This window comes from Bradyrhizobium canariense, assembly GCF_018130465.1.
GTDB classification, from domain to species: domain Bacteria; phylum Pseudomonadota; class Alphaproteobacteria; order Rhizobiales; family Xanthobacteraceae; genus Bradyrhizobium; species Bradyrhizobium canariense_C.
The window spans coordinates 602,952-626,708 of sequence record NZ_JAFCKJ010000001.1 but is presented as its reverse complement, the minus strand read 5'-3'; the positions used below and the strand labels follow the sequence as shown (position 1 = coordinate 626,708).

23 protein-coding genes are annotated in these 23,757 nt (G+C 63.9%); 19 read left to right on the top strand and 4 right to left on the bottom strand.

Annotation, left to right across the window (positions count from 1 at the left end; genetic code table 11):
- Positions 1-22 precede the first annotated feature (22 nt).
- The 9 genes from JQ591_RS02690 to JQ591_RS02650 all read left to right on the top strand — a co-directional run bounded on the left by JQ591_RS02690 (position 23) and on the right by JQ591_RS02650 (position 11,324).
- Positions 23-820: an ABC transporter ATP-binding protein gene (locus JQ591_RS02690; RefSeq protein ID WP_211394505.1), complete on the top strand. Its 798-nt coding sequence runs from the start codon at positions 23-25 to the stop codon at positions 818-820.
- Entirely contained in the window at positions 817-1,530 is a 714-nt protein-coding gene (locus JQ591_RS02685) for an ABC transporter ATP-binding protein (RefSeq protein ID WP_045002467.1), read from the top strand. Before JQ591_RS02690 ends, JQ591_RS02685 begins: the two co-directional genes overlap by 4 nt.
- A 12-nt stretch (positions 1,531-1,542) precedes the next feature.
- Entirely contained in the window at positions 1,543-2,421 is an 879-nt protein-coding gene (locus JQ591_RS02680; protein ID WP_211394504.1) for a branched-chain amino acid ABC transporter permease, read from the top strand.
- A 2-nt stretch (positions 2,422-2,423) separates the two neighbouring features.
- Complete coding sequence (locus JQ591_RS02675) at positions 2,424-3,443, top strand: branched-chain amino acid ABC transporter permease (RefSeq protein ID WP_211394503.1); 1,020 nt, start codon at positions 2,424-2,426, stop codon at positions 3,441-3,443.
- A 33-nt stretch (positions 3,444-3,476) separates the two neighbouring features.
- Positions 3,477-4,712, top strand: a complete 1,236-nt coding sequence (locus JQ591_RS02670) for an ABC transporter substrate-binding protein (protein WP_211394502.1) — start codon at positions 3,477-3,479, stop codon at positions 4,710-4,712.
- Between the two features lie 118 nt (positions 4,713-4,830).
- Positions 4,831-6,057, top strand: a complete 1,227-nt coding sequence (locus JQ591_RS02665) for an ABC transporter substrate-binding protein (protein WP_211394501.1) — start codon at positions 4,831-4,833, stop codon at positions 6,055-6,057.
- Between the two features lie 240 nt (positions 6,058-6,297).
- On the top strand, positions 6,298-7,527 hold the full coding sequence (locus tag JQ591_RS02660; protein ID WP_211394500.1) for an ABC transporter substrate-binding protein: 1,230 nt from the start codon (positions 6,298-6,300) through the stop codon (positions 7,525-7,527).
- 197 nt (positions 7,528-7,724) lie between these two features.
- On the top strand, positions 7,725-9,008 hold the full coding sequence (locus JQ591_RS02655) for a glycerate kinase type-2 family protein (protein WP_211394499.1): 1,284 nt from the start codon (positions 7,725-7,727) through the stop codon (positions 9,006-9,008).
- A 219-nt stretch (positions 9,009-9,227) separates the two neighbouring features.
- A complete protein-coding gene (locus tag JQ591_RS02650) occupies positions 9,228-11,324 on the top strand; it encodes a putative bifunctional diguanylate cyclase/phosphodiesterase (protein ID WP_211394498.1) in 2,097 nt (698 codons plus the stop codon).
- Positions 11,325-11,384: 60 nt separating this feature from the next.
- On the opposite strand, the gene JQ591_RS02645 is transcribed toward JQ591_RS02650, so the two are convergent.
- Positions 11,385-11,918, bottom strand: coding sequence for a MarR family winged helix-turn-helix transcriptional regulator (locus JQ591_RS02645; protein WP_211394497.1), 534 nt, complete (start codon positions 11,916-11,918; stop codon positions 11,385-11,387).
- A gap of 176 nt (positions 11,919-12,094) precedes the next feature.
- Between JQ591_RS02645 and JQ591_RS02640 the strand changes: the two genes are divergently transcribed.
- The 3 genes from JQ591_RS02640 to JQ591_RS02630 are packed head-to-tail and all read left to right on the top strand — an operon-like array spanning position 12,095 to position 15,640.
- Entirely contained in the window at positions 12,095-13,135 is a 1,041-nt protein-coding gene (locus JQ591_RS02640) for a branched-chain amino acid ABC transporter permease (RefSeq protein ID WP_199198221.1), read from the top strand.
- Between the two features lie 7 nt (positions 13,136-13,142).
- A complete protein-coding gene (locus JQ591_RS02635; RefSeq protein WP_211394496.1) occupies positions 13,143-14,912 on the top strand; it encodes a branched-chain amino acid ABC transporter ATP-binding protein/permease in 1,770 nt (589 codons plus the stop codon).
- Positions 14,909-15,640, top strand: a complete 732-nt coding sequence (locus tag JQ591_RS02630) for an ABC transporter ATP-binding protein (protein ID WP_211394495.1) — start codon at positions 14,909-14,911, stop codon at positions 15,638-15,640. The genes JQ591_RS02635 and JQ591_RS02630 overlap by 4 nt, the downstream gene beginning before the upstream one ends.
- 184 nt (positions 15,641-15,824) lie before the next feature.
- Here the strand turns inward: JQ591_RS02630 and JQ591_RS02625 are convergent, their stop codons facing one another.
- Positions 15,825-16,463 carry a pyridoxamine 5'-phosphate oxidase family protein gene (locus JQ591_RS02625; RefSeq protein WP_211394494.1) on the bottom strand — a complete coding sequence of 213 codons (639 nt, stop codon included), beginning with the start codon at positions 16,461-16,463 and terminating at the stop codon, positions 15,825-15,827.
- A gap of 120 nt (positions 16,464-16,583) precedes the next feature.
- Here JQ591_RS02625 and JQ591_RS02620 point away from each other — a divergent pair, with 120 nt between their 5' ends.
- A complete protein-coding gene (locus JQ591_RS02620) occupies positions 16,584-17,468 on the top strand; it encodes a LysR family transcriptional regulator (RefSeq protein ID WP_211394493.1) in 885 nt (294 codons plus the stop codon).
- Between the two features lie 5 nt (positions 17,469-17,473).
- Here the strand turns inward: JQ591_RS02620 and JQ591_RS02615 are convergent, their stop codons facing one another.
- Entirely contained in the window at positions 17,474-17,893 is a 420-nt protein-coding gene (locus JQ591_RS02615; protein ID WP_211394492.1) for a PaaI family thioesterase, read from the bottom strand.
- A gap of 236 nt (positions 17,894-18,129) precedes the next feature.
- Positions 18,130-19,299 (bottom strand): 4-hydroxybenzoate 3-monooxygenase, encoded by a 1,170-nt coding sequence (pobA, locus tag JQ591_RS02610; RefSeq protein WP_211394491.1) that lies wholly within the window; start codon positions 19,297-19,299, stop codon positions 18,130-18,132.
- Between the two features lie 215 nt (positions 19,300-19,514).
- On the opposite strand from pobA, the gene JQ591_RS02605 reads away from it, so the two are divergent.
- The 6 genes from JQ591_RS02605 (at position 19,515) to JQ591_RS02580 (ending at position 23,690) form a co-directional block, all read left to right on the top strand.
- Entirely contained in the window at positions 19,515-20,531 is a 1,017-nt protein-coding gene (locus tag JQ591_RS02605) for a TRAP transporter substrate-binding protein (protein ID WP_211394490.1), read from the top strand.
- Positions 20,532-20,749: 218 nt separating this feature from the next.
- Complete coding sequence (locus JQ591_RS02600; RefSeq protein WP_211394489.1) at positions 20,750-21,259, top strand: TRAP transporter small permease; 510 nt, start codon at positions 20,750-20,752, stop codon at positions 21,257-21,259.
- Between the two features lie 2 nt (positions 21,260-21,261).
- Entirely contained in the window at positions 21,262-22,581 is a 1,320-nt protein-coding gene (locus JQ591_RS02595; RefSeq protein WP_211394488.1) for a TRAP transporter large permease, read from the top strand.
- 12 nt (positions 22,582-22,593) lie between these two features.
- A complete protein-coding gene (locus JQ591_RS02590; protein ID WP_211394487.1) occupies positions 22,594-23,055 on the top strand; it encodes a DUF3237 domain-containing protein in 462 nt (153 codons plus the stop codon).
- Between the two features lie 42 nt (positions 23,056-23,097).
- A complete protein-coding gene (locus JQ591_RS02585; protein WP_211394486.1) occupies positions 23,098-23,286 on the top strand; it encodes a type II toxin-antitoxin system HicA family toxin in 189 nt (62 codons plus the stop codon).
- Between the two features lie 5 nt (positions 23,287-23,291).
- Positions 23,292-23,690, top strand: coding sequence for a type II toxin-antitoxin system HicB family antitoxin (locus tag JQ591_RS02580; protein WP_211394485.1), 399 nt, complete (start codon positions 23,292-23,294; stop codon positions 23,688-23,690).
- The last annotated feature ends 67 nt before the right edge of the window (positions 23,691-23,757 follow it).

Sequence of the window (23,757 nt, the reverse complement as noted above, 5' to 3'; positions counted from 1 at the left end):
TGAACAGAGTGGGCGAGACGAGATGACGCAGGCACAGCTCGCGCAGGGGACATCGCCCTTGCTCGCGGTTCGCGACGTCAGCGTCGTGTTCGGCGGCATTGTCGCGCTCAACGGCGTGTCCTTTGACATGCACAAGGGCCAGATCCTCGGATTGATCGGCCCCAACGGCGCCGGCAAGACCACGCTCTTCAATTGCCTCTCGCGGCTCTACCAGCCGTCGTCCGGCGACATCCTGATGGACGGCGTCAGCATCCTGACGCGCCCGCCGCACCGGATCGCGGAGATCGGCATCGGCCGCACCTTCCAGAACGTGGCGCTGTTTCCGAACCTCTCGGTGATGGACAATGTCCGGGTCGGCACGCACGCGCGCACCTCCAGCGACATCATCAGCGACTCGCTGCGCCTGGCCTGGATTCGCCGCAGCGAAAGCAGCGTCAACAAGAAGGTGCACGAGATCCTCGCCTATCTCGACCTCGAGGAGGTCGCTCATAGCATCGTGTCCGGCCTGCCCTTCGGCACGCAGAAGCGCGTCGAGCTGGCGCGGGCGCTCGCGGCAGACCCGAAGATCCTGTTGCTCGACGAGCCCGCCGGCGGCCTCAACCACGAGGAAGTCTATGTGCTCGGCGACCTCATCCGAAAAATCCGTGACGAGCGCCACATGACCGTGCTGCTGGTCGAGCACCACATGGGTCTCGTGATGTCGATCGCCGATCACGTCGTCGCGCTGAATTTCGGCAAGAAGCTCGCGGAAGGCACGCCCGCCCAGGTGCAGGTGGATCCCGACGTCATCAAGGCCTATCTTGGGAGCAAGGACCAATGACGACGCTGCTCAACGTCAAGGACCTGCGCGCCTATTACGGCCAGGTCCAGGCGCTCCATGGTCTCTCCTTCTCGCTCAGCGAGGGATCGCTGACCACGCTGCTGGGGGCCAACGGCGCCGGCAAGACCACGACACTGCGCGCGATCTGCAACATGGTGCGCTCCACCGGCGGAATCGAGTTCGACGGCAAGCCGCTGAACAACCGCTCCACCGAGAGCATCGTGCGGTTCGGCATCGCGCATGTGCCGCAGGGCCGCGGCACCTTCACCACCATGACGGTGGAGGAAAACCTCCAGCTCGGCGCCATCACCCGCAAGGACAATGCCGGCATCGTCTCCGACATCGAGCGCATGTATGCGCATTTCCCGGTGCTGAAGCAGCGACACACCCAGCAGGCCGGCACGCTGTCCGGCGGCGAGCAGCAGATGCTCGCGGTCGCCCGTGCGCTGATGCTGCGGCCGCGGCTGATGCTGCTGGACGAGCCGTCCTTCGGCCTGGCGCCGCTGGTGGTGCGCGACCTGTTCGGCATCCTCGGCAAGATCAATCGCGAGGACAAGGTGTCGATCCTGGTGGTCGAGCAGAACGCCCAGCTCGCGCTCGAGCTCGCCGACCAGGCCTATGTGATCGAGACCGGCCGCATCGTGATGTCGGGCAACGCCAAGGACATCGCGAACAACGAAGAAATCCGCAAATCCTATCTGGGTTACTGAGGAGCCGGCACGATGGAGCTGTTCACCAACCAAGTGCTGGCCGGCATCGCCACGGGCGCGATCTATGCCTGCATGGCGCTCGCCGTGGTCATGATCTACCAGGCGATCGACCATCTCAACTTCGCGCAGGGCGAGATGGCGATGTTCTCGACCTTCATCTCCTGGCAGCTGATGCAGTGGGGCATTCCCTATTGGGGCGCGTTCATCATCGCGCTGGCGCTCTCCTTCGTCGGCGGCATCGCGATCGAACGCATCCTGTTCAAGCCGCTCGCCAAGGCGCCGGTGCTGACCAATGTCGCCGGCTTCATCGCGCTCTATGCGATCATCAACTCCTCGGCCGGCCTGATCTGGGACTTCACCATCAAGCAGTATCCGACCCCGTTCGGCTCCTCGCCGTTCCTCGGCAGCCAGCTGATCTCGACCCACCAGGCCGGCATGATCGGCGTCACCGTGCTGCTGCTGATCGGGCTCTATTTCTTCTTCCAGTACACCAAGATCGGCCTCGCCATGCGGGCGGCCGCCTCGGTGCCTGAATCGGCCCGCCTGGTCGGCATCAACACGAGCTGGATGATCGCGCTCGGCTGGGGCATGGCCTCCGCCATCGGCGCCATCGCCGGAATGCTGATCGCCCCGGTCGTGTTCCTCGAGCCCAACATGATGGGTGGCGTGCTGATCTACGGCTTTGCCGCCGCGGTGCTGGGCGGACTGACCAGCCCGTTCGGCGCCGTGGTCGGCGGCTTCCTGGTCGGTGTCTTCGAGAACCTCGCCGGCACCTACATCCCCGGCGTCGGCAACGAGCTGAAACTTCCGATCGCGCTCGCGCTGATCATCTCCGTCCTGGTCGTCAAACCCGCCGGCCTGTTCGGCCGGCAAATCGTCAAGCGAGTTTGATCATGAGCGCTGCAGAAGAAGTCGTTGCAGAAGGCCACCAGGCGGTCGAGGCCGTTCCGAAGCGGGCCATGACGCTGGGCACCGGCACCTCGCTGGTGGTGCTTGCCGCACTGATCATCATGCCTGTCTTCGTCAAGAACTTCATCATCTTCCAGATGACGATGCTCCTGATCTACGGGCTCGCGGTGCTGGCGCTGAACATCCTGACCGGCGGAAGCGGCCAGTTCTCGCTCGGCCAGAGCGCGTTCTACGCCGTCGGCGCCTATACCACGGCCGTGCTGATGGAGCATTTCAACGTCAACTACGCGCTGACCTTGCCGATCGCAGGCGTGGTCTGCTTCGGCTTCGGCTTCCTGTTCGGGCAGCCGGCGCTGCGGCTCTCCGGCGTCTACCTCGCGCTCGCGACCTTCGCGCTCGCCACCGCCATGCCGCAGCTCTTGAAGCTGAACTTCCTCGAGCACTGGACCGGCGGCGTGCAGGGCCTCGTCGTCACCAAGCCCGATGCGCCGTTCGGCCTGCCGATGTCGCAGGACATGTGGCTGTACTACTTCTCGCTCGCCGTCGTGCTCGCGATCTACATTTTCTCGGTGAACCTGCTGCGCTCCCGTTCGGGCCGCGCCTTCATGGCGATCCGCGACAACGAGATCGCGGCTTCCGCCATGGGCGTCGACGTCGCACTGTACAAGACACTGGCCTTCGGCGTGTCCGCCGCCATCACCGGCATCGCCGGCTCGCTCGGCGCCATCGCGGTGCAGTTCGTCGCGCCCGACAGCTACACCATCACGCTCGCGATCTCGCTGTTCCTCGGCATGGTCGTCGGCGGCGTCGGCTGGCTGCCCGGCTCGATCGTCGGCGCTGCCTTCATCATCTTCGTGCCGAACATGGCGGAGGGCATCTCCAAAGGCCTCTCCGGCGCGGTGTTCGGCGTGCTCCTGTTCCTCGTCATCTACCTCGTGCCGCATGGCGCAAGGCAGATCGCGATCCTGGGCCAGCAACTCGTCGGCCGGCTCAGAAAGAACTGACAACCCGTTTGATTAAGCTCAAGGAGACCCGAATTGTTTTTTGAAAGAACACTGCGAACCGCTGCGCTGGTCACGGCAACGGCGGTCATCACTCTCACCTCCGGCGCCGCTCTCGCCCAAAAGAAATACGACACCGGCGCTTCCGACACCGAGATCAAGATCGGCAACATCATGCCGTACAGCGGTCCGGCCTCGGCTTACGGCATCATCGGCAAGACCGAAGAAGCCTATTTCAAGATGATCAACGACAAGGGCGGTATCAACGGCCGCAAGATCAACTTTGTCACCTATGACGACGCCTATTCGCCGCCGAAGGCCGTCGAGCAGGTCCGCAAGCTGGTCGAGAGCGACGAGGTGCTTGCCGTGTTCAATCCGCTCGGCACGCCGTCGAACAGCGCGATCCAGAAATATTTGAACGCCAAGAAGATTCCGCAGCTGTTCGTCGCCACCGGCGCCACCAAGTGGAACGATCCGAAAAACTTCCCCTGGACCATCGGCTGGCAGCCCTCCTACCAGAGCGAAGCGCAGATCTATGCGAAATGGCTGTTGAAGGAGAAGCCGGACGCGAAGATCGCGATCCTCTATCAGAACGACGATTTCGGCAAAGATTACCTCAAGGGCACCAAGGACGGCCTCGGCGCCAAGGCCTCGTCCATGATCATCATGGAGGAGAGCTACGAGGTGTCCGAGCCCTCGATCGACGGCCACATCGTCAAGATCAAGGCCGCCAATCCGGACGTGCTCGTGATCTACACGACGCCGAAATTCGGCGCCCAGACCATCAAGAAGACCGCCGAGCTGAGCTGGAAGCCGCTCCAGATCATCACCAACGTGTCGGCCTCGGTCGGCAGCGTGATGAAGCCGGCCGGCTTCGAGGCCTCGCAGGGTGTGCTGTCGGCGGCCTATGCCAAGGATGGCGCCGATCCGCGCTGGAACGACGATCCCGGCATGAAGAAGTGGTCCGAATTCCTCGACAAGTACATGCCGGGCGCGGACAAGACCGACACCAGCGTGGTCTATGGCTATGGCGCAGCGCAGACGCTGGCCAAGGCACTGGAGATGTGCGGCGACGATCTCACCCGCGCCAATCTCATGAAGCAGGCGGCAAGCCTGAAGGACTTCGCGCCGGACACGCTGCTGCCCGGCGTCAAGGTCAACACCAGCGCGACCGATTTCGCGCCAATTTCCCAGCTCCAGATGCAGCGCTTCAAGGGCGAGAAATGGGAACCGTTCGGCGAGATCCTGAGCGGCGACGTCGCTCCGGAATAGCGCGCCGACGCCATAGTCGCAGCCAAGCAGCCCCCGCGAGCAATCGCGGGGGCTTTTTGTTGACGTCAGGCCTCAATTTTGTTCAATGCGGCGCCGATCCAGCCGGGGTGGGAGCGAAATGACTGCCGTTCGATTTCAGGTTGCGGCCCTTTGGGCCGCATTTGTGTTGTGCACTGCGATGGGCGGCCCGGCACTGGCGCAGAAGAAATACGACAGCGGCGCTTCCGATACCGAGATCAAGATCGGCAACATCATGCCCTATAGCGGCCCGGCCTCCGCCTATGCCGCGATCGGCAAGGCCGAGGAAGCCTATTTCAACAAGATCAATGCCGAGGGCGGCATCGGCGGCCGCAAGATCAAGTTCATCTCCTATGACGACGGCTATTCGCCGCCGAAGACGGTCGAGCAGGCCCGCAAGCTGGTCGAGAGCGATGGGGTGCTGCTGATCTTCGGCTCGCTCGGCACCTCCACCAACGGCGCCATCCGCAAATACATGAACGAGAAGAAGGTGCCGCAATTGTTCGTGGCGAGCGGCGCTTCGAAGTGGAACGATCCGAAGCAATATCCCTGGACCATGGGCTGGCAGCCGAGCTACGCGAGCGAGGCGCGCATCTACGCCAAATACGTCATGACGGAGAAGCCGGACGGCAAGATCGGCGTGCTCTACCAGAACGACGATTTCGGCAAGGACTATCTGAAGGGGCTGAAGGACGGCCTTGGGCCCAAGGCCTCGATGATCGTGCTGGAAGACGGCTACGACACATCGGAGCCGGCAATCGACGAGCACGTCGTGAAATTGAAGGCCTCCGGCGCCGACATCTTGATCAGCATCACCACGCCGAAATTTGCCGCCCAGGCGATCAAGAAGGCGGCCGAGATCAACTGGCATCCTGTCCACATCATCTCCAACGTCTCGGCCTCGGTCGGCGGCGTGCTCGAGCCGGCGGGGCTCGAGATCTCGCAAGGCATCCTGTCGGCGACCTACAGCAAGGACGGCTCCGACCCGCAATGGAACGCCGACGACGGCATGAAGAAGTTCTACAATTTCGTCGCGCAGTACGATCCCAAGGCCAACAAGCTCGATGCCGGCGTGGCGTTCGGCTATGCCGCGGCACAGACCATGGTGAAGGTGCTGCAGATGTGCGGCGACGACCTCACCCGCGACAACGTCATGAAGCAGGCCGCCAGCCTGAAGGATTTCGAGCCCGACACGCTGTTGCCCGGCATCAAGATCAACACCGCAGCCGATAATTTCGCCCCGATCGAGCAGCTCCAGATGATGCGGTTCAAGGGCCGGAAATGGGAGCTGTTCGGGGACATCATCTCGAGCGAGATCGGCCACTGAAGCCGCGCAACTCAAAATCGCTCCTGATTGGTTAATCAACTCAAGACGGCTGTGCCTTCTCGCAGTCGCACACGAGGGCGCGCTCGTCCCTGACTACTAAAGAAGCAGCCCGTGCGGCACCGTCGCAGGGGCTTTCTGTTGAAGGCACCAGCCAAATCGTATTGAATTGCGGCCGCGTCGCCAAAAACAAGCAACACAAGAAAAGGGACGCACACACACCAAGAAAATAGGGAGATAGGAATGTCCGCTGTCACCGGCAAACTTGCGGCCGCGTCACTGGCGCTCGCGCTCATTGCGGCCTCGACCTCAACTGCCTCGGCCCAGAAGAAATACGATACCGGCGCGACCGATACCGAGATCAAGGTCGGCAACATCATGCCCTACAGCGGACCGGCCTCCGCCTACGGCATCATCGGGCGGACCGAAGCCGCCTATTTCAAGAAGATCAACGACGAGGGCGGCATCAACGGCCGCAAGATCAACTACATCAGCTACGACGACGCTTATTCGCCGCCGAAGACCGTGGAGCAGGCGCGCAAGCTGGTCGAGAGCGACGAGGTGCTGTTCATCTTCAACTCGCTCGGCACGCCGCCGAACTCGGCGATCCACAAATACATGAACTCGAAAAAGGTGCCGCAGCTCTTCGTCGCGACCGGCGCCACCAAGTGGAACGATCCGCAGAACTTCCCGTGGACGATGGGGTGGCAGCCCAACTACCAGAGCGAGACGCAGATCTACGCGAAGTGGCTGCTCAAGAACAAGCCCGACGCCAAGATCGCCGTGCTGTTCCAGAACGACGATTACGGCAAGGACTATCTCAAGGGCTTGAAGGACGGCCTCGGCGCCAAGGCGGCTTCGATGATCGTCATCGAAGAGAGCTATGAGACTTCCGAGCCGAGCGTCGACAACCACATCGTCAAGCTGAAATCGACTGGCGCCGACGTCTTCATGAACATCACGACGCCGAAATTCGCAGCGCAGGCGATCAAGAAGAACGCCGAAATCGGCTGGAAGCCGCTGCACTTCCTCAACAACGTCTCTGCCTCCGTCGGCAGCGTGATGAAGCCTGCCGGCTTCGAGAACGGCCAGGACATCATCTCGGCCGATTATCTAAAGGACGTGTCGGATCCGCAGTGGGCCAATGATGCCGGCATGAAGGACTTTCTCGCCTTCATGACCAAATACTTCCCCGAGGGCGACAAGCTCGATAAGGGCACGATCGTCGGCTATGCCGTGGCCCAAACGCTGGTTCAGGTCTTGAAGCAGTGCGGTGACGATCTCACGCGCGAGAACGTCATGAAGCAAGCGGCGAGTCTGAAGGACTTCCGCACCGAGGCCCTGTTGCCGGGCGTGAAGATCAACACCTCGCCGACCGATTTCGCGCCGATCAGCCAGCTTCAACTCGAGAAGTTCAAAGGCGAGAAGTTTGAGCTGTTCGGCGACGTGATCAGCGCCGACGTCGGCGGCTAACCGCGCATTGACACACACGACGACGAAAACCCCCTGCGCTGGCCGCGCAGGGGGTTTTTGCTTGCGCACCGATTATGATCACGCGATTGCACAATCGAATGAAGGTAAAGCCCGCTTACACTTTGACGCATGATGCGGTAGGCAGGTGAGCGGCGCGTTTGCCGCCAGTCTTTTCTGTCCGCTCGAGGCTTTTCGTCATGACCGATCGACGCCCCCTGCTCCGCGCGCTCTACGACGCCGCCGTTGCCGCCGCCCATCCCAACACGGTGCTGGCGCCGCACCTGCGGCCCGCACCGAGGGGACGCGTGATCTGCCTCGCCGCCGGCAAGGGCGCGGCCGCGATGGCCGCCGCCACCGAGCGGCACTATCTCGACACGCTCGGGCTCGCACCGGAGCGCCTCGTCGGCATCGCCACCACGCGCCACGGCTACGGCGTGCCGACCCGCCGCATCCGCGTGGTCGAGGCCGGTCATCCCGTGCCTGACGAAGCCGGCCTGAAGGGCGCAGCCGACACGCTAGCGCTCGCAGCCGAGGCCGGGCCGGACGATTTGCTTCTGGTGCTGCTCACCGGCGGCGGCTCGGCGAACTGGATCGCACCGGTGGACGGCATCAGCTTCGCGCAGAAGCAGGCGGTCAACAAGGCACTGCTCCGCTCGGGCGCGCCGATCGGCGAGATGAATATCGTGCGCAAACATCTGTCGCGGATCAAGGGCGGGCGGCTGGCGCGCGCGGGCAGGAATGCCGCCGAGATCGTCACGCTTGCGATCTCCGACGTGCCGCATGACGACCCCTCGGCGATTGCCTCCGGTCCGACCGTGCCCGATCCGACCACGCTCGCTGATGCGCGCAACATCGTCGCCAGGTACAAGCTCGATATCGACGATGCCGTGCGCCGCGCGCTGGACGACCCCGCCAACGAGAGCTGCAAGACCGATGACGCCGCGTTCGCGCGCGCGCATTTCGAGTTGATCGCACGTCCGAAGCAATCGCTCGACGCTGCGGTGAAACTCGCGCACGAGGCCGGTTACGAGACCATCGATCTCGGCGCCGACCTCGAAGGCGAGGCCCGCGACGTTGCCGCCGATCATGCCAGGCTGGCGTTTCAGGCCCGTGCGCAGGGCAAGCGCGTCGCGATCCTCTCCGGCGGCGAGCTCACGGTCACCGTGCGTGGCCAGGGTCGCGGCGGCCCGAACCAGGAATACGCGCTGGCGCTCGCCGGCCTCTTGAAGGACACGCCGAACATCTCCGCGCTCGCCGGCGATACCGACGGCGCCGATGGCGGCGCCGGCCATCCGACCGACCCCGCCGGTGCGCTGATCGACGCGGCGACGTTCGCGAAGATGACGGCGCAGGGGCTGCAGCCGCAGGCCTATCTCGACAACAACGACGCGACGACGTTCTTCGAGGCGACGGGCGACCTGTTGCTGCCGGGGCCCACGCTTACCAATGTGAACGATATAAGGGTGATCCTGGTCGACTGAGGCGGCATTGCCATCCCGCCGGCTCCGCGCGCGGTTGCGCGGGACGGCATGGTTAACGATCTCTGAGTTCTCGCCGGCGTCCCCTCTTCCAGGGGGCGAAATCACTGCCCTTAACCTCGCGTTCGCCGCAGTTTCAGGAACCTGCCCCGAAATTGGGCGAATCGTTGGGCTCATTCACCATCGCCTGCTCTAATCGCGTCGTCCCGGGGGGCAACGCGCATGGCGCAGAGAGATCAGGAGATCGCAAGCATTGATCCGCTCGTGCTCGGCGAGCTGCTCAAGTGCGCCGCCAATAATCTGTGGCTCGGGATCATCCTGTTCGGTAGTGACCGCAGGGTCCTTTTCTGCAATCCGCGCTACCGCGAGATGTACGCGCTCTCGCCCGAGCAGGTGCACCCGGGCACGCCGATCAAGGACCTGATCCAGCATCGCCTCAAACTGGGCCTGAACATCCGCGGAGAAGCCGGCGCCTATGTCCGCGCCCGCACGGAGGGCTCGGTCGTCAGCGAGCAGACGGTCCAGCAGTTCGCCGACGGACGAATCATCGCCTACACCATCCATCCCCTGCCCGACGGCGGCGGCATGGCCACCCACGAGGACATTACCGAGCGCGAAGAGCTCAGCCGGCGGTTGCAGGAACGCAATTTTCAGTTCGACATCGCGATCAACAACATGTCGCACGGACTCTGCTTCTTCGACGCCAGCCATCGGCTGCTGGTCTGCAATACGCACTTCATCGAGATGTACGGCCTGCCGCCCGAGCGCGTTCGTCCGGGCACGCCGCTCTCGGAGATCCTGGACCTGCGCTACGAAGTCGGCAGCGTGCCGGCGATGACGCGGGAGGAATACGCCAAATGGCGGACCGATGTCGCCATATCAGCCGAGGCCATGGACAGCGTCGTCGAGATGCGGAACGGGCGAACCTTCAAGATCAGGCATCGTCCGATGCCCGATCTCGGATGGGTCGCGACCCACGAAGACATCACCGAGCAGCGCAAGGCGGAATTGCGGATCGCGCATATGGCGCATCACGACGCGCTGACGGACCTCGCCAATCGCGCCCTGCTCGGCCAGCGCCTCAAGCAGGCGCTCGAACAGGGCGGGATGTTCGCGGTCCACCACATCGATCTCGACAAGTTCAAGGCCGTCAACGACACCCTGGGCCACCAGGCTGGCGACATCCTGCTGCAGGATGTCAGCCGCCGCCTCAAGCAGCTCGCGCGCGACAGCGATACGATCGCGCGCATGGGCGGCGATGAATTCGTGATCCTCCAGACGCCGATTTCCGATTCGAGCGAAGCGGACTTGCTGGCGCGCGAAGTTGTCAGCACGCTGAGTGCTCCGTTCGGGCTCGACGGACACCAGACCATTGCGGGCGCGAGCATCGGGATCGCCGTTGCGCCCGGCCACGGCTCAACCCCCGAGCAGCTCCTGCACAATGCCGACCTGGCTCTGTATCGCGCGAAGAGCGACGGCCGCGGCATGCACTGCTTCTTCGAACCGGCCATGGACGAAGAGGCTCAAAGCCGTCGTGCGCTGGAGCAGGACCTGCGCAACGGCATTGTCGCTGGCGAGTTCGAACTGCATTACCAGCCGGTCGTGAAGACCGACGGCCGCGAGATCAGCGGGTTCGAAGCCTTGATCCGCTGGCGACATCCACGCCGCGGACTGGTCGCGCCGAACAGCTTCATCCCGCTTGCGGAAGAGATCGGCCTGATCGTGCCGATCGGCGAGTGGGTGATCCGGCAGGCCTGTGCCACTGCAAGCCGGTGGCCGGGCCATCTGCACGTCGCCGTCAACATCTCGGCGGTGCAATTCCGCCAGCCGGGCCTGATGGAAGTGATCGTCGGGGCGCTGGCGGCCTCCGGCCTCGATCCGCGGCGGCTGGAGATCGAGATCACGGAAAGCGTTCTGCTGCAGGACAGGAATGGGACGCTGACGACGCTGCACCAGCTCCGCGCGCTGGGCATCAAGGTCGCCATGGACGATTTCGGCACCGGCTATTCGTCACTGACCTATCTGCAATGCTTCCCCTTCGACAAGATCAAGATCGACCGGTCTTTCGTCAGCGGCGTGGAAAACGATGCGGGATCCCTCAGCATCGTGCGAGCGGTGGCGGCGTTGGCGCGCGGGATGGGCATGACGACGACGGCGGAGGGCGTAGAAACCGAGGAGCAACGGGACCGGATCGCAGCGGAGGGCTGCACGGAAATGCAGGGCTATCTGTTCAGCCGTCCCTTGCCCGCCGCAGAAATCGAGCGCCGTTTCCTCTCCGCGGAAGCACCTGCCATGCCCGACCGGTTCGCTGCGGCATAACCGCCGCCCGCCCGCCCGCGAGTCCGGGTTCGATGCTGCGTCGCCGGAGCAATGAGTCCGTCAAAACTCGTTGGCGATCTTCGAGAGCATCCCGAGCAGGGCTTCGCGGTTGGACGGCCCGAGCAGCTCGTTCAACCGGGCCTCGTGCTTGGTGGCGACGAGCTTCTTGGCGCGGGCCAGCACCGCCTTGCCCTTGTCGGTCAGCACCAGGATGTGCGAGCGGCGGTCGTTGGTGGAGCGGATCCGCGCGCAAAGATCGCGGCTCTCGAGATTGTCGAGCATGGCGACGAAATTCGGGCGCAGGATGCCGAGGGTGGAGGCGATCTCGGTCTGGTTACGGCCCGGGTTTTTCTCGACCAGCAACAGCACGGAGAACTGCGCCGGCGTGAGCTGGAGCGAGGCCATGCAGCGCAGGAAGTTCTCGAACACCTTGAGCTGCGCCCGCTTCAGCACATAACCGAGCTGCTCCGAGAGCTCGCCGAGCTGGAGGGCTTCGCCAGGCCCCTGACCTTGCGTCTCGGCCGCGTCCTTGCGGACCTTGGCCGTATCGGCGGTCTTTTCAGAGGACTTTTCAGAGGTTTTCGAAACGGTCATCGCCTCATGCTCGTAATCCCGCTAAGTTCGGGAGGGTCGCCCGCCACTCTTGAAGTTATATTTGATAATTGTTATGGACCATATCAAATATCGTCAGCGTTTTTCAATGGCTGTGAGCGGACCGTCCACGACTATCAGGGGACCGGTCCTTAATCTTTGAGGGGGAGCGTCCGGTCTTGAATACCACCATCATGCTGTTCCTGCTGCAGGACGGCATCACCAATGGCGCGATCTATGCGCTGCTCGGCCTCGCGCTGGTGCTGGTGTTCGCCGTTACCCGCGTGATCCTCATCCCACAAGGCGAATTCGTCACCTATGGTGCGCTGACCTATGCCTCGCTGGCCGCGGGCCAGATGCCGGGTACGGCGAAACTCGCGCTCGCCCTGGGCATCGGCGCCTTCGCCTTCGACCTGTTCGCGGCGCGCAAGGCGCTGCACGGACGCCTGATCCTGCGCAGCATCGTCACCAATATCGTGCTGCCGGCCATCGTGCTGGCGCTGACCGTCTACTTTGCCGCTCAGAAGCCGCCGGTTGCGGTCTGCATCGCGCTGTCGCTGGTGATCGTGGCGATGATCGGCCTGTTTCTCTACCGCATCGCATTCCAGCCGCTGGCGCACACCTCCGTGCTGGTGCTGCTGATCGCATCGGTGGGCGTCCACCTCGCGCTTCAGGGATTGGGCCTTTTGTTCTTCGGGGCCGAGGGCCAGCGCGGACCCGCCGTGCTGTCCGGCTCTTTCACCGCCGGCGCGCTGCGCTTCACCGGCCAGAGCATCACGGTCTACGGTATCACCATCGCCTTCATCGTCGGGCTGTGGCTGTTCTTCGGGCTGACGCTCTACGGCAAGGCGCTGCGCGCGACCGCCGTGAACCGGCTCGGCGCGCGACTTGTCGGCATCCGCACCACGCTCTCCGGGCAGATCGCCTTCCTGCTGGCGTCCGTCATCGGTGCACTGTCCGGCATCATGATCGTGCCGATCACGACGCTCTACTACGACTCGGGCTTCCTGATCGGCCTGAAGGGCTTTGTCGCCGCCATCATCGGCGGACTTGTCAGCTACCCCCTCACCGCCGTCGCGGCGCTGGTCGTCGGCATCGTCGAGGCGTTCTCGTCCTTCTATGCCTCCAACTACAAGGAGGTGATCGTTTTCATGCTCTTGATTCCCGTGCTGCTGCTGCGCTCGCTCGCCGCGCCTGCGGTCGAGGAAGAGAAGGACTGACGCCAAGATGCAGAGCCGGCTCCCCATCCTCATCTTCGCGCTTGTCATGGCGGCGATCCCGTTTGTTCCGGGCATGCCCCCGTTCTGGATCGTGCTGCTCGACAATATCGGCCTCGCCGCCCTCGTCGCGATGGGCCTCGTGCTGCTGACCGGCGTCGGCGGCCTGACCTCGTTTGGACAGGCGGCCTTCGTCGGCTTCGGCGCCTACACCACCGCGGTGCTGTCGACGGCCTACGGCGTGTCGCCCTGGCTGACGCTGCCGCTGTCGCTGGTGGTCAGCGGATTGTTGGCGGTGCTGCTCGGCCTCGTCACGGTCCGTCTCTCCGGCCACTACCTGCCGCTCGGCACGCTCGCCTGGGGACTCGGCTTGTTCTATCTCTTCAGCAAGCTGGAATTCCTGGGAAGAAACGACGGCATCTCGGCGATCCCGCCGCTGTCGATCGGCTCGTTCAAAATGCTCTCGCCCGGCTCGATCTACTACGCGATCTGGGTTGCCGTGATCCTCTCGGCGCTGCTCACGATGAACCTGCTGGACTCCCGCACCGGCCGCGCCATCCGCGCGCTCCGGCGCGGCCATGTCGCGGCCGAAGCATTCGGCGTGCACACGCCGCGGGCGAAAATGCTGGTGTTCATCCATGCCGCCGTGCTCGCCGGCCTGTCCGGCTGGCTCTACGCCCATCTTCAGCGCGCGGTGAACCCGACGCCGTTCGGCGCGCAGGCCGGCATCGAGTATCTCTTCATCGCCGTGGTCGGCGGCGCCGGCTATGTCTGGGGCGGCGTGCTGGGCGCGGCGCTCGTCGTGGTCCTGAAGGAAGTGCTCCAGAGCTACTTGCCGCTGATCCTGCCCGGCTCCGGCCAGGTCGAAACCATCGTGTTCGGCATCATGCTGGTGGCGCTGCTCCAGCTCGCCCCCGGCGGCGTCTGGCCCTGGCTGATGTCGTTCCTGCCCGAGCGCACCAATGGCAAGAAGCCGGACACCTCGCTGAAACTGGAGCAGCGCACCCGCTCGCCCGGCCAATCCAGCGTCCTGCTCCAGGTCGAGAAGGCGCGAAAACAGTTTGGCGGCGTGGTCGCGGTGAACAACGTCTCCTTCGACGTTCAGGCCCGCGAGATCGTGGCGCTGATCGGCCCCAACGGCGCCGGCAAGAGCACCACCTTCAACCTCATCACCGGCGTGCTGTCGGCCACCTCGGGCTCGATCTCCGTGCTCGGCAACAAGGTCGACAGGGCGCCGCCGCAGGAGATCGTCAAGCTCGGCATCTCCCGCACCTTCCAGCACGTCAAGCTGGTGCCTGATATGACCGTGCTGGAGAACGTCGCGATCGGCGCCCATCTGCGCGGCCATTCGGGGCCGATCTCCTCGATGCTGCGGCTCGACCGCGCCGACGAGGCAAAGCTGCTCGCCGAAGCCGCCCGCCAGATCGAGCGCGTCGGACTTGGCGAGCAGATGCACCAGCTCGCAGGCTCGCTCTCGCTGGGACAGCAACGGATCGTCGAGATCGCCCGTGCGCTGTGCGTCGATCCGATGCTGCTGCTGCTCGACGAGCCGGCCGCCGGCCTGCGCCACATGGAGAAGCAGCGGCTTGCGACGCTGCTGCGGGAGCTGCGCGACGCCGGCATGAGCGTGCTGCTTGTCGAGCACGACATGGGCTTCGTCATGAACCTCGCCGACCGCATCGTGGTGCTCGATTTCGGCACCAAGATCGCGGAAGGAACGCCGGCCACGATCAAGACCAATCCCGAAGTGATCAAGGCCTATCTCGGAGTGGCGGCATGAGCGCGCTGTTGTCCGTCGCCGACGCCCATGTCGCCTATGGCAAGGTCGAGGCCGTGCGCTCGGTCTCGCTCGAAGTCGGCCAGAACCAGATCGTCACCATCGTCGGCGCCAACGGCGCCGGCAAGACCACGCTGCTCTCCGCCATCATGGGCATCTTGCCGCTGAAGGGGCGCGTCGCATTCGCAGGCCAGGATCTGTCGCGGCTCGACATCGAGGACCGCGTCGCAATGGGGCTTGGCCTCGTTCCCGAGCACCGCGAATTGTTCGTGACCATGAATGTCGAGGACAATCTCGAGTTAGGGGCCTTCCGCATCGAGAGAAGCAAGGCGAAAGCCTCGATGGAGCGGGTCTACACGCTGTTTCCGCGGTTGAAGGAGCGGCGCAAGCAGCTCGCCGGCACGCTCTCCGGCGGCGAGCAGCAGATGCTCGCGATGGGCCGTGCGCTGATGGGCGCGCCCAAGCTCCTGATGCTGGACGAGCCGAGCCTCGGCCTCGCCCCGATCATCGTCGCCGACATTTTCCGCATCGTCACCGAACTGCGGACCGCCGGTGTCTCCGTGCTGCTGGTCGAGCAGAACGCGCAAGCCGCGCTCAAGATCGCGGATCAGGCCTATGTCATGGAGCTCGGCGAGTTCGTGCTCAGCGGCAAGGCCAGCGACGTCGCGGCGAACGAGCGCGTCGCCGCCAGCTATCTCGGCTTCCAGCACGAAGGCGCGAGCGGGTTGTAGCAGCCGCAAACTCCTTTCTCTTCTCCCTTGTGGGAGAAGGTGCCGCGAAGCACCAGATGAGGGGCCCTCTCCGCGAATGACGACGTGGGACCGCCGCGTGTGGAGAGAGACCCCTCACCCGTCTCGCCGCTCCGCGGCGAGACACCCTCTCCCGCAAGGGAGGGGGTATACCACGCAAGCCGCTCTAGCTTTCGTTAGCAGGTAAGCTCGGCTTCGCCGCCTTCAGCGCCGCGACCTCCGCCTCCAGCTCCGCGATTTTCGCATCCCTTGCCGCCAGCGCAGCCGCAACATCGGCGGCGTCGAACTTCTGCGGGATGTGCTGCGGGCAGTTCGTATCCCACGCCGCGATCTTGAACAGGATCACCTGCTCCGGCCGCGCGCGATAGCCTTTCGGCATCAACGATGTCGTCAGCGCCTCGTCGTCCTCGACCACGCGGGCCTCGCCCCAGATCTTCACCCGGCGGCGATGGGCATAGTCCATCACGAAGATGTAGGCCTTGGGATTTTCGGACAGGTTTCCCTGCGTGATGTATTGCCGATTGCCGGCGTAGTCCGTGAAGGCCAGCGTCTGCTTGTCCAGCACCTTCAAAAAGCCCTTCGGGCCGCCGCGATGCTGGATGTAGGGCTGTCCATCGGCCGAGGCAGTGGCAAGATAAAAGCTGTTGGCGTCGGCCAGGAACGCCGCGAGGTTCTCATCTACCCCAGTGCGCCAGCCGCGCTGCTCGGCATGAGCATAGCCGTCGCGTGATCCCTTTCGGGTCTGGATCGACTTCACAGCGGGCGTGAACGCCACGTCGCTGGCGTAGGTGTGAGTTGCCGTCATCGGAACATCTCCTGAAATCCCGGCGCATTCCTGCGTCTTCGCGGTACAAGATGGACCTTCCGGCGGCTAAAACAATCAGACGTCTTGACACTTCATCATTGCAGTATATGCAATAATGTCATGGACCGCCTTGAAGCCATGCACGTCTTCGTCACCGTCGCCGAGCTGCGCGGCTTCGCGCCGGCGGCACGAAAACTGCGGCTGTCGCCCTCGGCGGTGACGCGGCTGATCGCGGCGCTGGAGGAGCATCTCGGCGCGCGGCTGCTGCAGCGGACCACCCGGCAGGTGGGGCTGACCGACGTTGGCACGCGCTATCTGGAGCGCGCGCGTCGCATCCTCGCCGATGTCGAGGAGGCCGACGGCTCGGCACGGGAGGAGCGCAACCGGCCGAGCGGGCGGCTGGTGGTGTCGGCGCCGGTCGGCTTCGGTCGCCTCCATGTCGGGCCTGTCATGATCGCCTACCTCAAGCGCTATCCCGAGGTCGCTTGCGAATTGCGGCTGTCGGACAACCTCGTCAATCTCGTGGAAGATGCCGTCGATCTCGCGGTGCGGATCGGCCATCTCGCCGACTCCTCCCTCGTCGCGCGCCAGGTCGGCGAGATGCGGCGGATCGCGGTGGCGACGCCAGGCTATCTGAAGCGCCATGGCGAGCCGAAGACGCCGGAGGCACTGCTCACGCACCAGACCATCGCATTCGGTCCATCTGCCAGCTGGCGCTTCGTTCAGGACGGCCGCGACATCGAGCTGACGCCGAATCCACGCTTCGCCAGCAACAGCGCCGACGCCGCCCTGCAATATGCCGAGGCCGGCGGCGGCGTGACCCGGGTGCTGGCCTATCAGGCCGCCGAGGGCTTGCGGCGCGGCCGGCTCAGAATCGTCTTGGCGAAATACGAGCAGCCGGCGCTGCCCATCCACATCGTTTACCCGACCTCGCGCCTGCTCTCCGCCAAGGTGCGCGCGTTCGTCGATCTCGTCGTGGAGACGGCAGAGTGGAAATTTGGGTGACGCTCTCACCCCTTCTTCGGCACGACGCGAAAGGTGCCGCTGGCCCGCGCGATCACGGCGTCGTCGGCTTTGATCAAGCTCTGCGCGAAGCAGATCGTCTTGCCGGTCTTGATCACGTCGCTCTCGATCGAACACCATTGGCCGATCTCGGCCGAGCCGACAAAGTCGATCGACAGCGAGACCGTCACGAACGAGGTCGTCCAGCCCGTCGCCTGCGCGCAGCTATAGCCCATCGCATTGTCGGCGAGCGCGGTGATCAGGCCGCCATGGATCAGGCCGCGGCCATTGGTGTGCGGCCTTGCCAGACGAAGGCCGATGATGACGGCCCTCTCGGTTTTCTTTGCGTAGATCGGCTCCCAGGGTTCGGTGAGCGGGCTCTTGCGGGACAACGGCTCGAAGCCGTCGGGGATGTCGGTGATGGTCATGCGTGCCTCGCGTCATTGGCTGGGGCCATTGAACGCGATGTGGATGAGAGTTTCACCGCCTACAAAGTTTTAAACGGAATTTGCGCGGGTGTTTGAAACGACCTCCGCCGTTACCTCACGAGGACTGTCATCACCCGCGAAAGCAGGTGATCCAGTATTGCAGAGACGGCGACGTGATACGGAGAGGCCGCGGCGTACTGGATGCCCCGCCTTCGCGGGGCACGACAGTGACCGACCTAGAACGGCAACCCCACGTAATTTTCCGACAGCGACGTCATCGCGGCCTGCGACTGCGTGACGTAGTCGAGCTCGGCGAGCTGGATGCGCGCGCCGATTGTGCCGGTGTCGGGGAATTTGTGCAGCATCGAGGTCATCCACCAGGAGAAGCGCACGGCCTTCCAGACCCGCGCCAGCGCCTTGGTGGAATAGGCGTCGATCCCGGCGCTGGATTTTTCGTCGTAGAATTCGCGTAGCGCACTTGAGAGATAATGCGCATCGCTGGCCGCCAGGTTCAGGCCCTTGGCCCCGGTCGGCGGCACGATATGGGCGGCGTCACCGCACAGGAACATCCTGCCGAAGCGCATCGGCTCGGCGACGAAGCTGCGCAACGGCGCAATGCTCTTCTCGATCGAGGGGCCCGTAACCAGGCTGTCCGCGGCGTCCTGGTCGAGCCGGCGCTTGAGCTCGTCCCAGAAGCGGTCGTCCGGCCATTGGTCGACGTGGTCATCGAGCGCGCACTGCACATAGTAGCGGCTGCGTCTGGTCGAACGCATGGTGCACAGCGCGAAGCCGCGGGCGTGGTTGGAATAGATCAGCTCGTGGCTGACCGGCGGCGTGTCGGAGAGGATGCCGAGCCAGCCGAACGGGTAGATGCGCTCGAACTCCTCGATCGCCGGAGCCGGAACGCTGGCGCGGCTGACGCCGTGAAAGCCGTCGCAGCCGGCGATGAAGTCGCAATCGATCGTGTGGGTGACGCCATCCTTCACGTAGGTGACGCGCGGGTGACCGCCGTCGAAATCACGCGGCTGCACGTCCTTGGTCTCGTAGACCGAGGTGAGGCCGGCGGCCTTGCGCGCGTTCATCAGGTCGAGCGTGACCTCGGTCTGGCCGTAGATCATGACCGTCTTGCCGGTCGCAGCCTTCATGTCGATGCGGTGGCGGCGGCCGGAAAAGGCGAGCTCGATCCCTTCATGCAGCAGGCCTTCGGCATGCGCCCGCGCGCCGGCGCCGATCTGGTCGAGCAGCGCGACGGTCCCCTCCTCCAGCAGCCCGGCGCGGATGCGGCCGAGCACATAGTCCGGGCTCTGCCGCTCCAAGATGACATTATCGATGCCGTAACCGTGCAGCAGTTGCCCAAGCAACAATCCGGCCGGCCCTGCCCCGATGATTGCGACTTTTGTCCGCAATACTTGCTCCTCCCGATCCTGTAGGCTTTCGTCGCGGCTCGCTTGTCGCAGCCGTCCGCGCACGATAATTATATCATATAACGGTTGGGCAAAAGGGGAGTGCGCGGCGGCACGCCACGCCAGTTCCGGCTTGAACGCGCCGGCCAATTATATAACATGTTAATTAACGAGACCGGGCCATCGAAGCCCGCCGTCAAAAGAGGGAGAGACGCGTGATGAGGAAAGCCTGTCTGGCGTTGCTGCTGGCAGCAAGCGTGAGCCCTGCGTTCGCGCAGGACAAGACCTTCGATTTGAAGATCTCGCATTGGGTGCCGGCCTCGCATCCGCTGCAGAAATCGCTGGAGGACTGGGCCGCCGCGGTCGAGAAGGATTCCGGCGGCACCATCAAGGGCAAGGTGTTTCCGGCCCAGCAGATGGGCAAGGCGTTCGACCATTACGACATGGCGCGCGACGGCATCGCCGACGTCACCTACGTCAATCCCGGCTACCAGCCCGGCCGTTTCCCGATCATCGGCGCCGGCGAACTGCCGTTCCTGATCTCGGATGCCAAGGGCGGCTCGATGGGGCTGGACGCCTGGTATCGCAAATACGCCGAGAAGGAGATGAAGGACGTCAAGTACTGCCTCGCCTTCGTCCACTCGCCCTCCTCCTTCCACTCCCGCACCAAAAAGATCGTGATGCCGGAGGACGTGAAGGGCCTGAAGATCCGCCCCGCCCACGCCACCATGGCGAATTTCGTCACCTCGCTCGGCGGCACCAATGTGCAGTCCTCCGCGCCCGAAGTGCGCGACATCATCGAGCGCGGCGTCGCCGACGGCGTCACCTTTCCCTGGGGCTCGCTGGTGCTGTTCGGCATCGACAAGGTGACCAAATACGACATGGAGGCGCCGCTCTACACCACGACCTTCGTGTTCGTCATGAACAAGGACAAGTACAATGCGATGTCCGACAAGCAGAAGGCCGCGATCGACAAGAATTGCACGGTCGAAATGGCCGGCGTGGTCGGCGAATATTGGGGCAAGTTCGAGGATGCCGGCATCGACAAGGTCAAGGCGGAGACCGATCACGAGGTCTACAAGCTGACCCCCGAGCAGACCGCCGCCTGGAAGAAGGCCGCCGAGCCGTTGGTGAAGACCTGGAGTGACGGCGCGAAGAAGGCCGGCGCGGATCCGGACGCGGCGCTTAGCGAGCTGAAGGCCTCGCTGAAGAAGTACAACGCGCTGGCGGAGTGACGCGATGGCGGGCTCTTCTTCCCCCTCTCCCCGTTCTTACGGGGAGAGCGTTGAGGCGAGGGGCTGCTTCCGCAAAGTTGCTGACAGATGGACTCGCGGAGAGTCCCCCTCACCCGCATCGCATCTCCGATGCGATGCGACCTCTCCCCGCACGCGGGGAGAGGCGAAGTGCGCAGCGGGGATCAGGATCGATCAATGACATCAGGTAGAACAAACCCATGAAGCGCGGCTGGATGGATCGCGTGATCGACACGATCGAATGGATCGCGGCCGGCTTCGTCGGCATTGTCGCGCTCGACATCTTCCTGTCGGTGCTGCTGCGCAACACGCTGAACTACGCGATCCCCGATAGTTTCGACATCGGCCGCATGCTGCTCGGCATCCTCATCTTCTGGGGTATCGCCGCGACCTCCTATCGCGGCACCCACATCACGGTCGACCTGGTCTGGGGCAATGTCGGGCCGCGCCATCAGCGCTGGATCGACGTGTTCGCAACCCTGGTGCTGCTGTTCGTCGTCACGGTGCAGACCTGGACCCTGTTCGACAAGGTGCGCGGCACCTACAACGACAACGTCCAGACCTTCGACATGCACATGCCGACCTGGCCGTTCTTCGCGGTCGCCTGGATCGGCGACGTCTCGGCCGTGCTGCTGATCGCGATCCGCACCTACCGATTGATCTTCCATCCCGAAGAGATGCACGACCCCAAGCTGAAGGCGACGGAATAATCATGAGCACCGATACCGTCGCCGTTATCGGCTTTGTTTCCCTGTTCGCCCTGATGCTGCTGCGCGTGCCCGTCGGCATGGCCATGGGGCTCGTCGGCGTCTCCGGCTTCTCCTATCTCGTCGGCGCCACGCCGGCGCTGAAGCTGGTCGGCCAGACCTCGATGCGCACGGTGACCGACTACACCTTCGGCGTCATTCCGATGTTCTTGCTGATGGGCTCCTTCGTCAGCAATTCCGGCATGAGCCGCGAGCTGTTCCGCGCCGCCAACGGCTTTGTCGGCCATTTGCGCGGCGGGCTCGGCATCGCAACCGTCGGCGCCTGCGGCGGCTTTGCCGCGATCTGCGGCTCCTCGGTCGCGACCGCCGCGACCTTCTCCGCGGTCGCTTACCCCGAGATGCGCCGTTTCGGCTATCCGCAGTCGTTTGCCACCGGCGTGATCGCGGCCGGCGGCACGCTGGGCGCAATGCTGCCGCCCTCCACCGTGCTCGCCGTCTACGGCATCATCACCGAGCAGGACATCGGCAAGCTGTTCATCGCCGGCATCATCCCGGGCATCCTGGCGATGACCATGTACATGATCACGATCTTCCTGATCGGCTATTTCCGGCCGGACTTCCTGCCCAAGGGCAAGGTGCTGCCGTGGCGCGAGCGCTTCGCCGGCCTGAAGGACATCTGGGCGCCGGTGCTGCTGTTCGTGTTCGTGATCGGCGGACTCTACGGCCTGCCCTATTTGCCGCGCTTCACGCCGACGGAAGCCGGCGGCGTCGGCGCTGCCGGCGCCTTCATCATCGGCGTGGCGACCGGCCGGCTCGACCGCGAGAAGATTCTGGCCTCGCTGCTCCAGGCGACGCGCACCGCGGCCGCCGTGTTCACCGTGCTGATCGGCGCCTTGATCTTCGGCTATTTCCTCACGGTGACGCAGACCCCGCAGAAGGTGACGGAATTCCTCACCGGTCTCGGCCTCGGCCCCTACGGCGTGCTGGCGCTGATCATGGTGATGTATCTCGTGCTCGGCTGCCTGATGGACGCCATGGCGATGATCATCCTCACCGTGCCGATCATCTTCCCCGTGATCATGCATCTCGGTTTCGACCCGATCTGGTTCGGCGTCATCATCGTCATGACGGTCGAGCTCGGCCTGATCCATCCGCCGGTGGGTATGAACGTCTTCGTCATCAAGAGCGTGGTGAAGGACGTCTCCTTCTCCACGATCTTCAAGGGCGTGATCCCGTTCGTGGCGACAGACCTGGTGCGCCTGGTGATCCTGATCGCCTTCCCGCTGCTGGCGACATGGCTGCCGACGCGGATGATGGCGCATTGACGAGGTGAAGCGATGACCATGCCGGCGCTGGAAACCAAATACGTCTTCACCATCACCGCACGCATCGGCGACGTCGTCACCGCCGGCGAGACCGGCATCGGCATTCGCCGCATCATCCCGATCATCGGCGGCGAGGTGACGGGCACGATCACCGGCAAGGTGCTGCCGTTCGGCGCCGACTTCCAGACCATCCGCCCGAATGAGCTGATCGATCTCGAAGCCAAATACGCCTTCGAAACGGACGACGGCGCCATTGTCTATGTCGAGAACAAGGGCATGCGCTTCGGCCCGGTCGAGCTCTTGCAAAAGCTCAAGCGCGGCGAGCCGGTCGATCCAAAGCTGATCTATTTCCGCACCGTGCCGAAGTTCGAGACCGGGCATGAAAACTACCGCTGGCTGATGCAGCACATTTTTGTGGGTTCAGCAGCACGGCATGCGGATCGCGTGGTGATCGACGTGCATCAGGTGGCGTAAGCCTCCTTGACTGCCGCTTCTCAGTGTGTATAAATACACACCATGAATAGTCGAGACATTATCTCGGCCCTTCAGAGGGATGGCTGGGTCCAAGTGGCTCAGAAGGGCGGCCACGTCCAGTTCAAGCATCCCGCGAAACAGGGTCGCGTCACGGTCCCTCATCCGAAGCGGGACGTCCCTCTCGGAACGCTGAAGAGTATTGAAAAGCAATCCGGCCTGAAGCTGAGGTAAGCGCCATGCGTCATTACATTGGTCTTATCCATAAGGACGCCGACAGCGATTTCGGCGTGTCGTTTCCCGATCTGCCGGGCCTCATCACCGCAGGGACTACGCTCGACGAAGCGCGTGACATGGCTGAGGAAGCGCTGGCGTTTCATCTCGAAGGCCTGGCGGAAGACGGAGAAGCGATCCCAGAGCCTTCCTCGCTCGAAGAGATCATGTCGAAGCCCGAGAACCGCTCGGGCGTCGCCATTCTGGTGTCGGTGAAGGACGATCAGCCGAAGGTCGTGCGTGTCAACGTTACCTTGCCGGGCGATGTCCTGGAGCAAATCGACAAATACGCCGAGGCCAACGGCTACACGCGATCAGGCCTGCTCGCTCAGGCCGCAAAGAAGCTCATTACCGACGCAGCCTGAGGCGCTTCGCTTCCGCACATTGCGCCCGATCCGACGACCAACTGCCTGCTGTCTTCCCGGGTTCGAG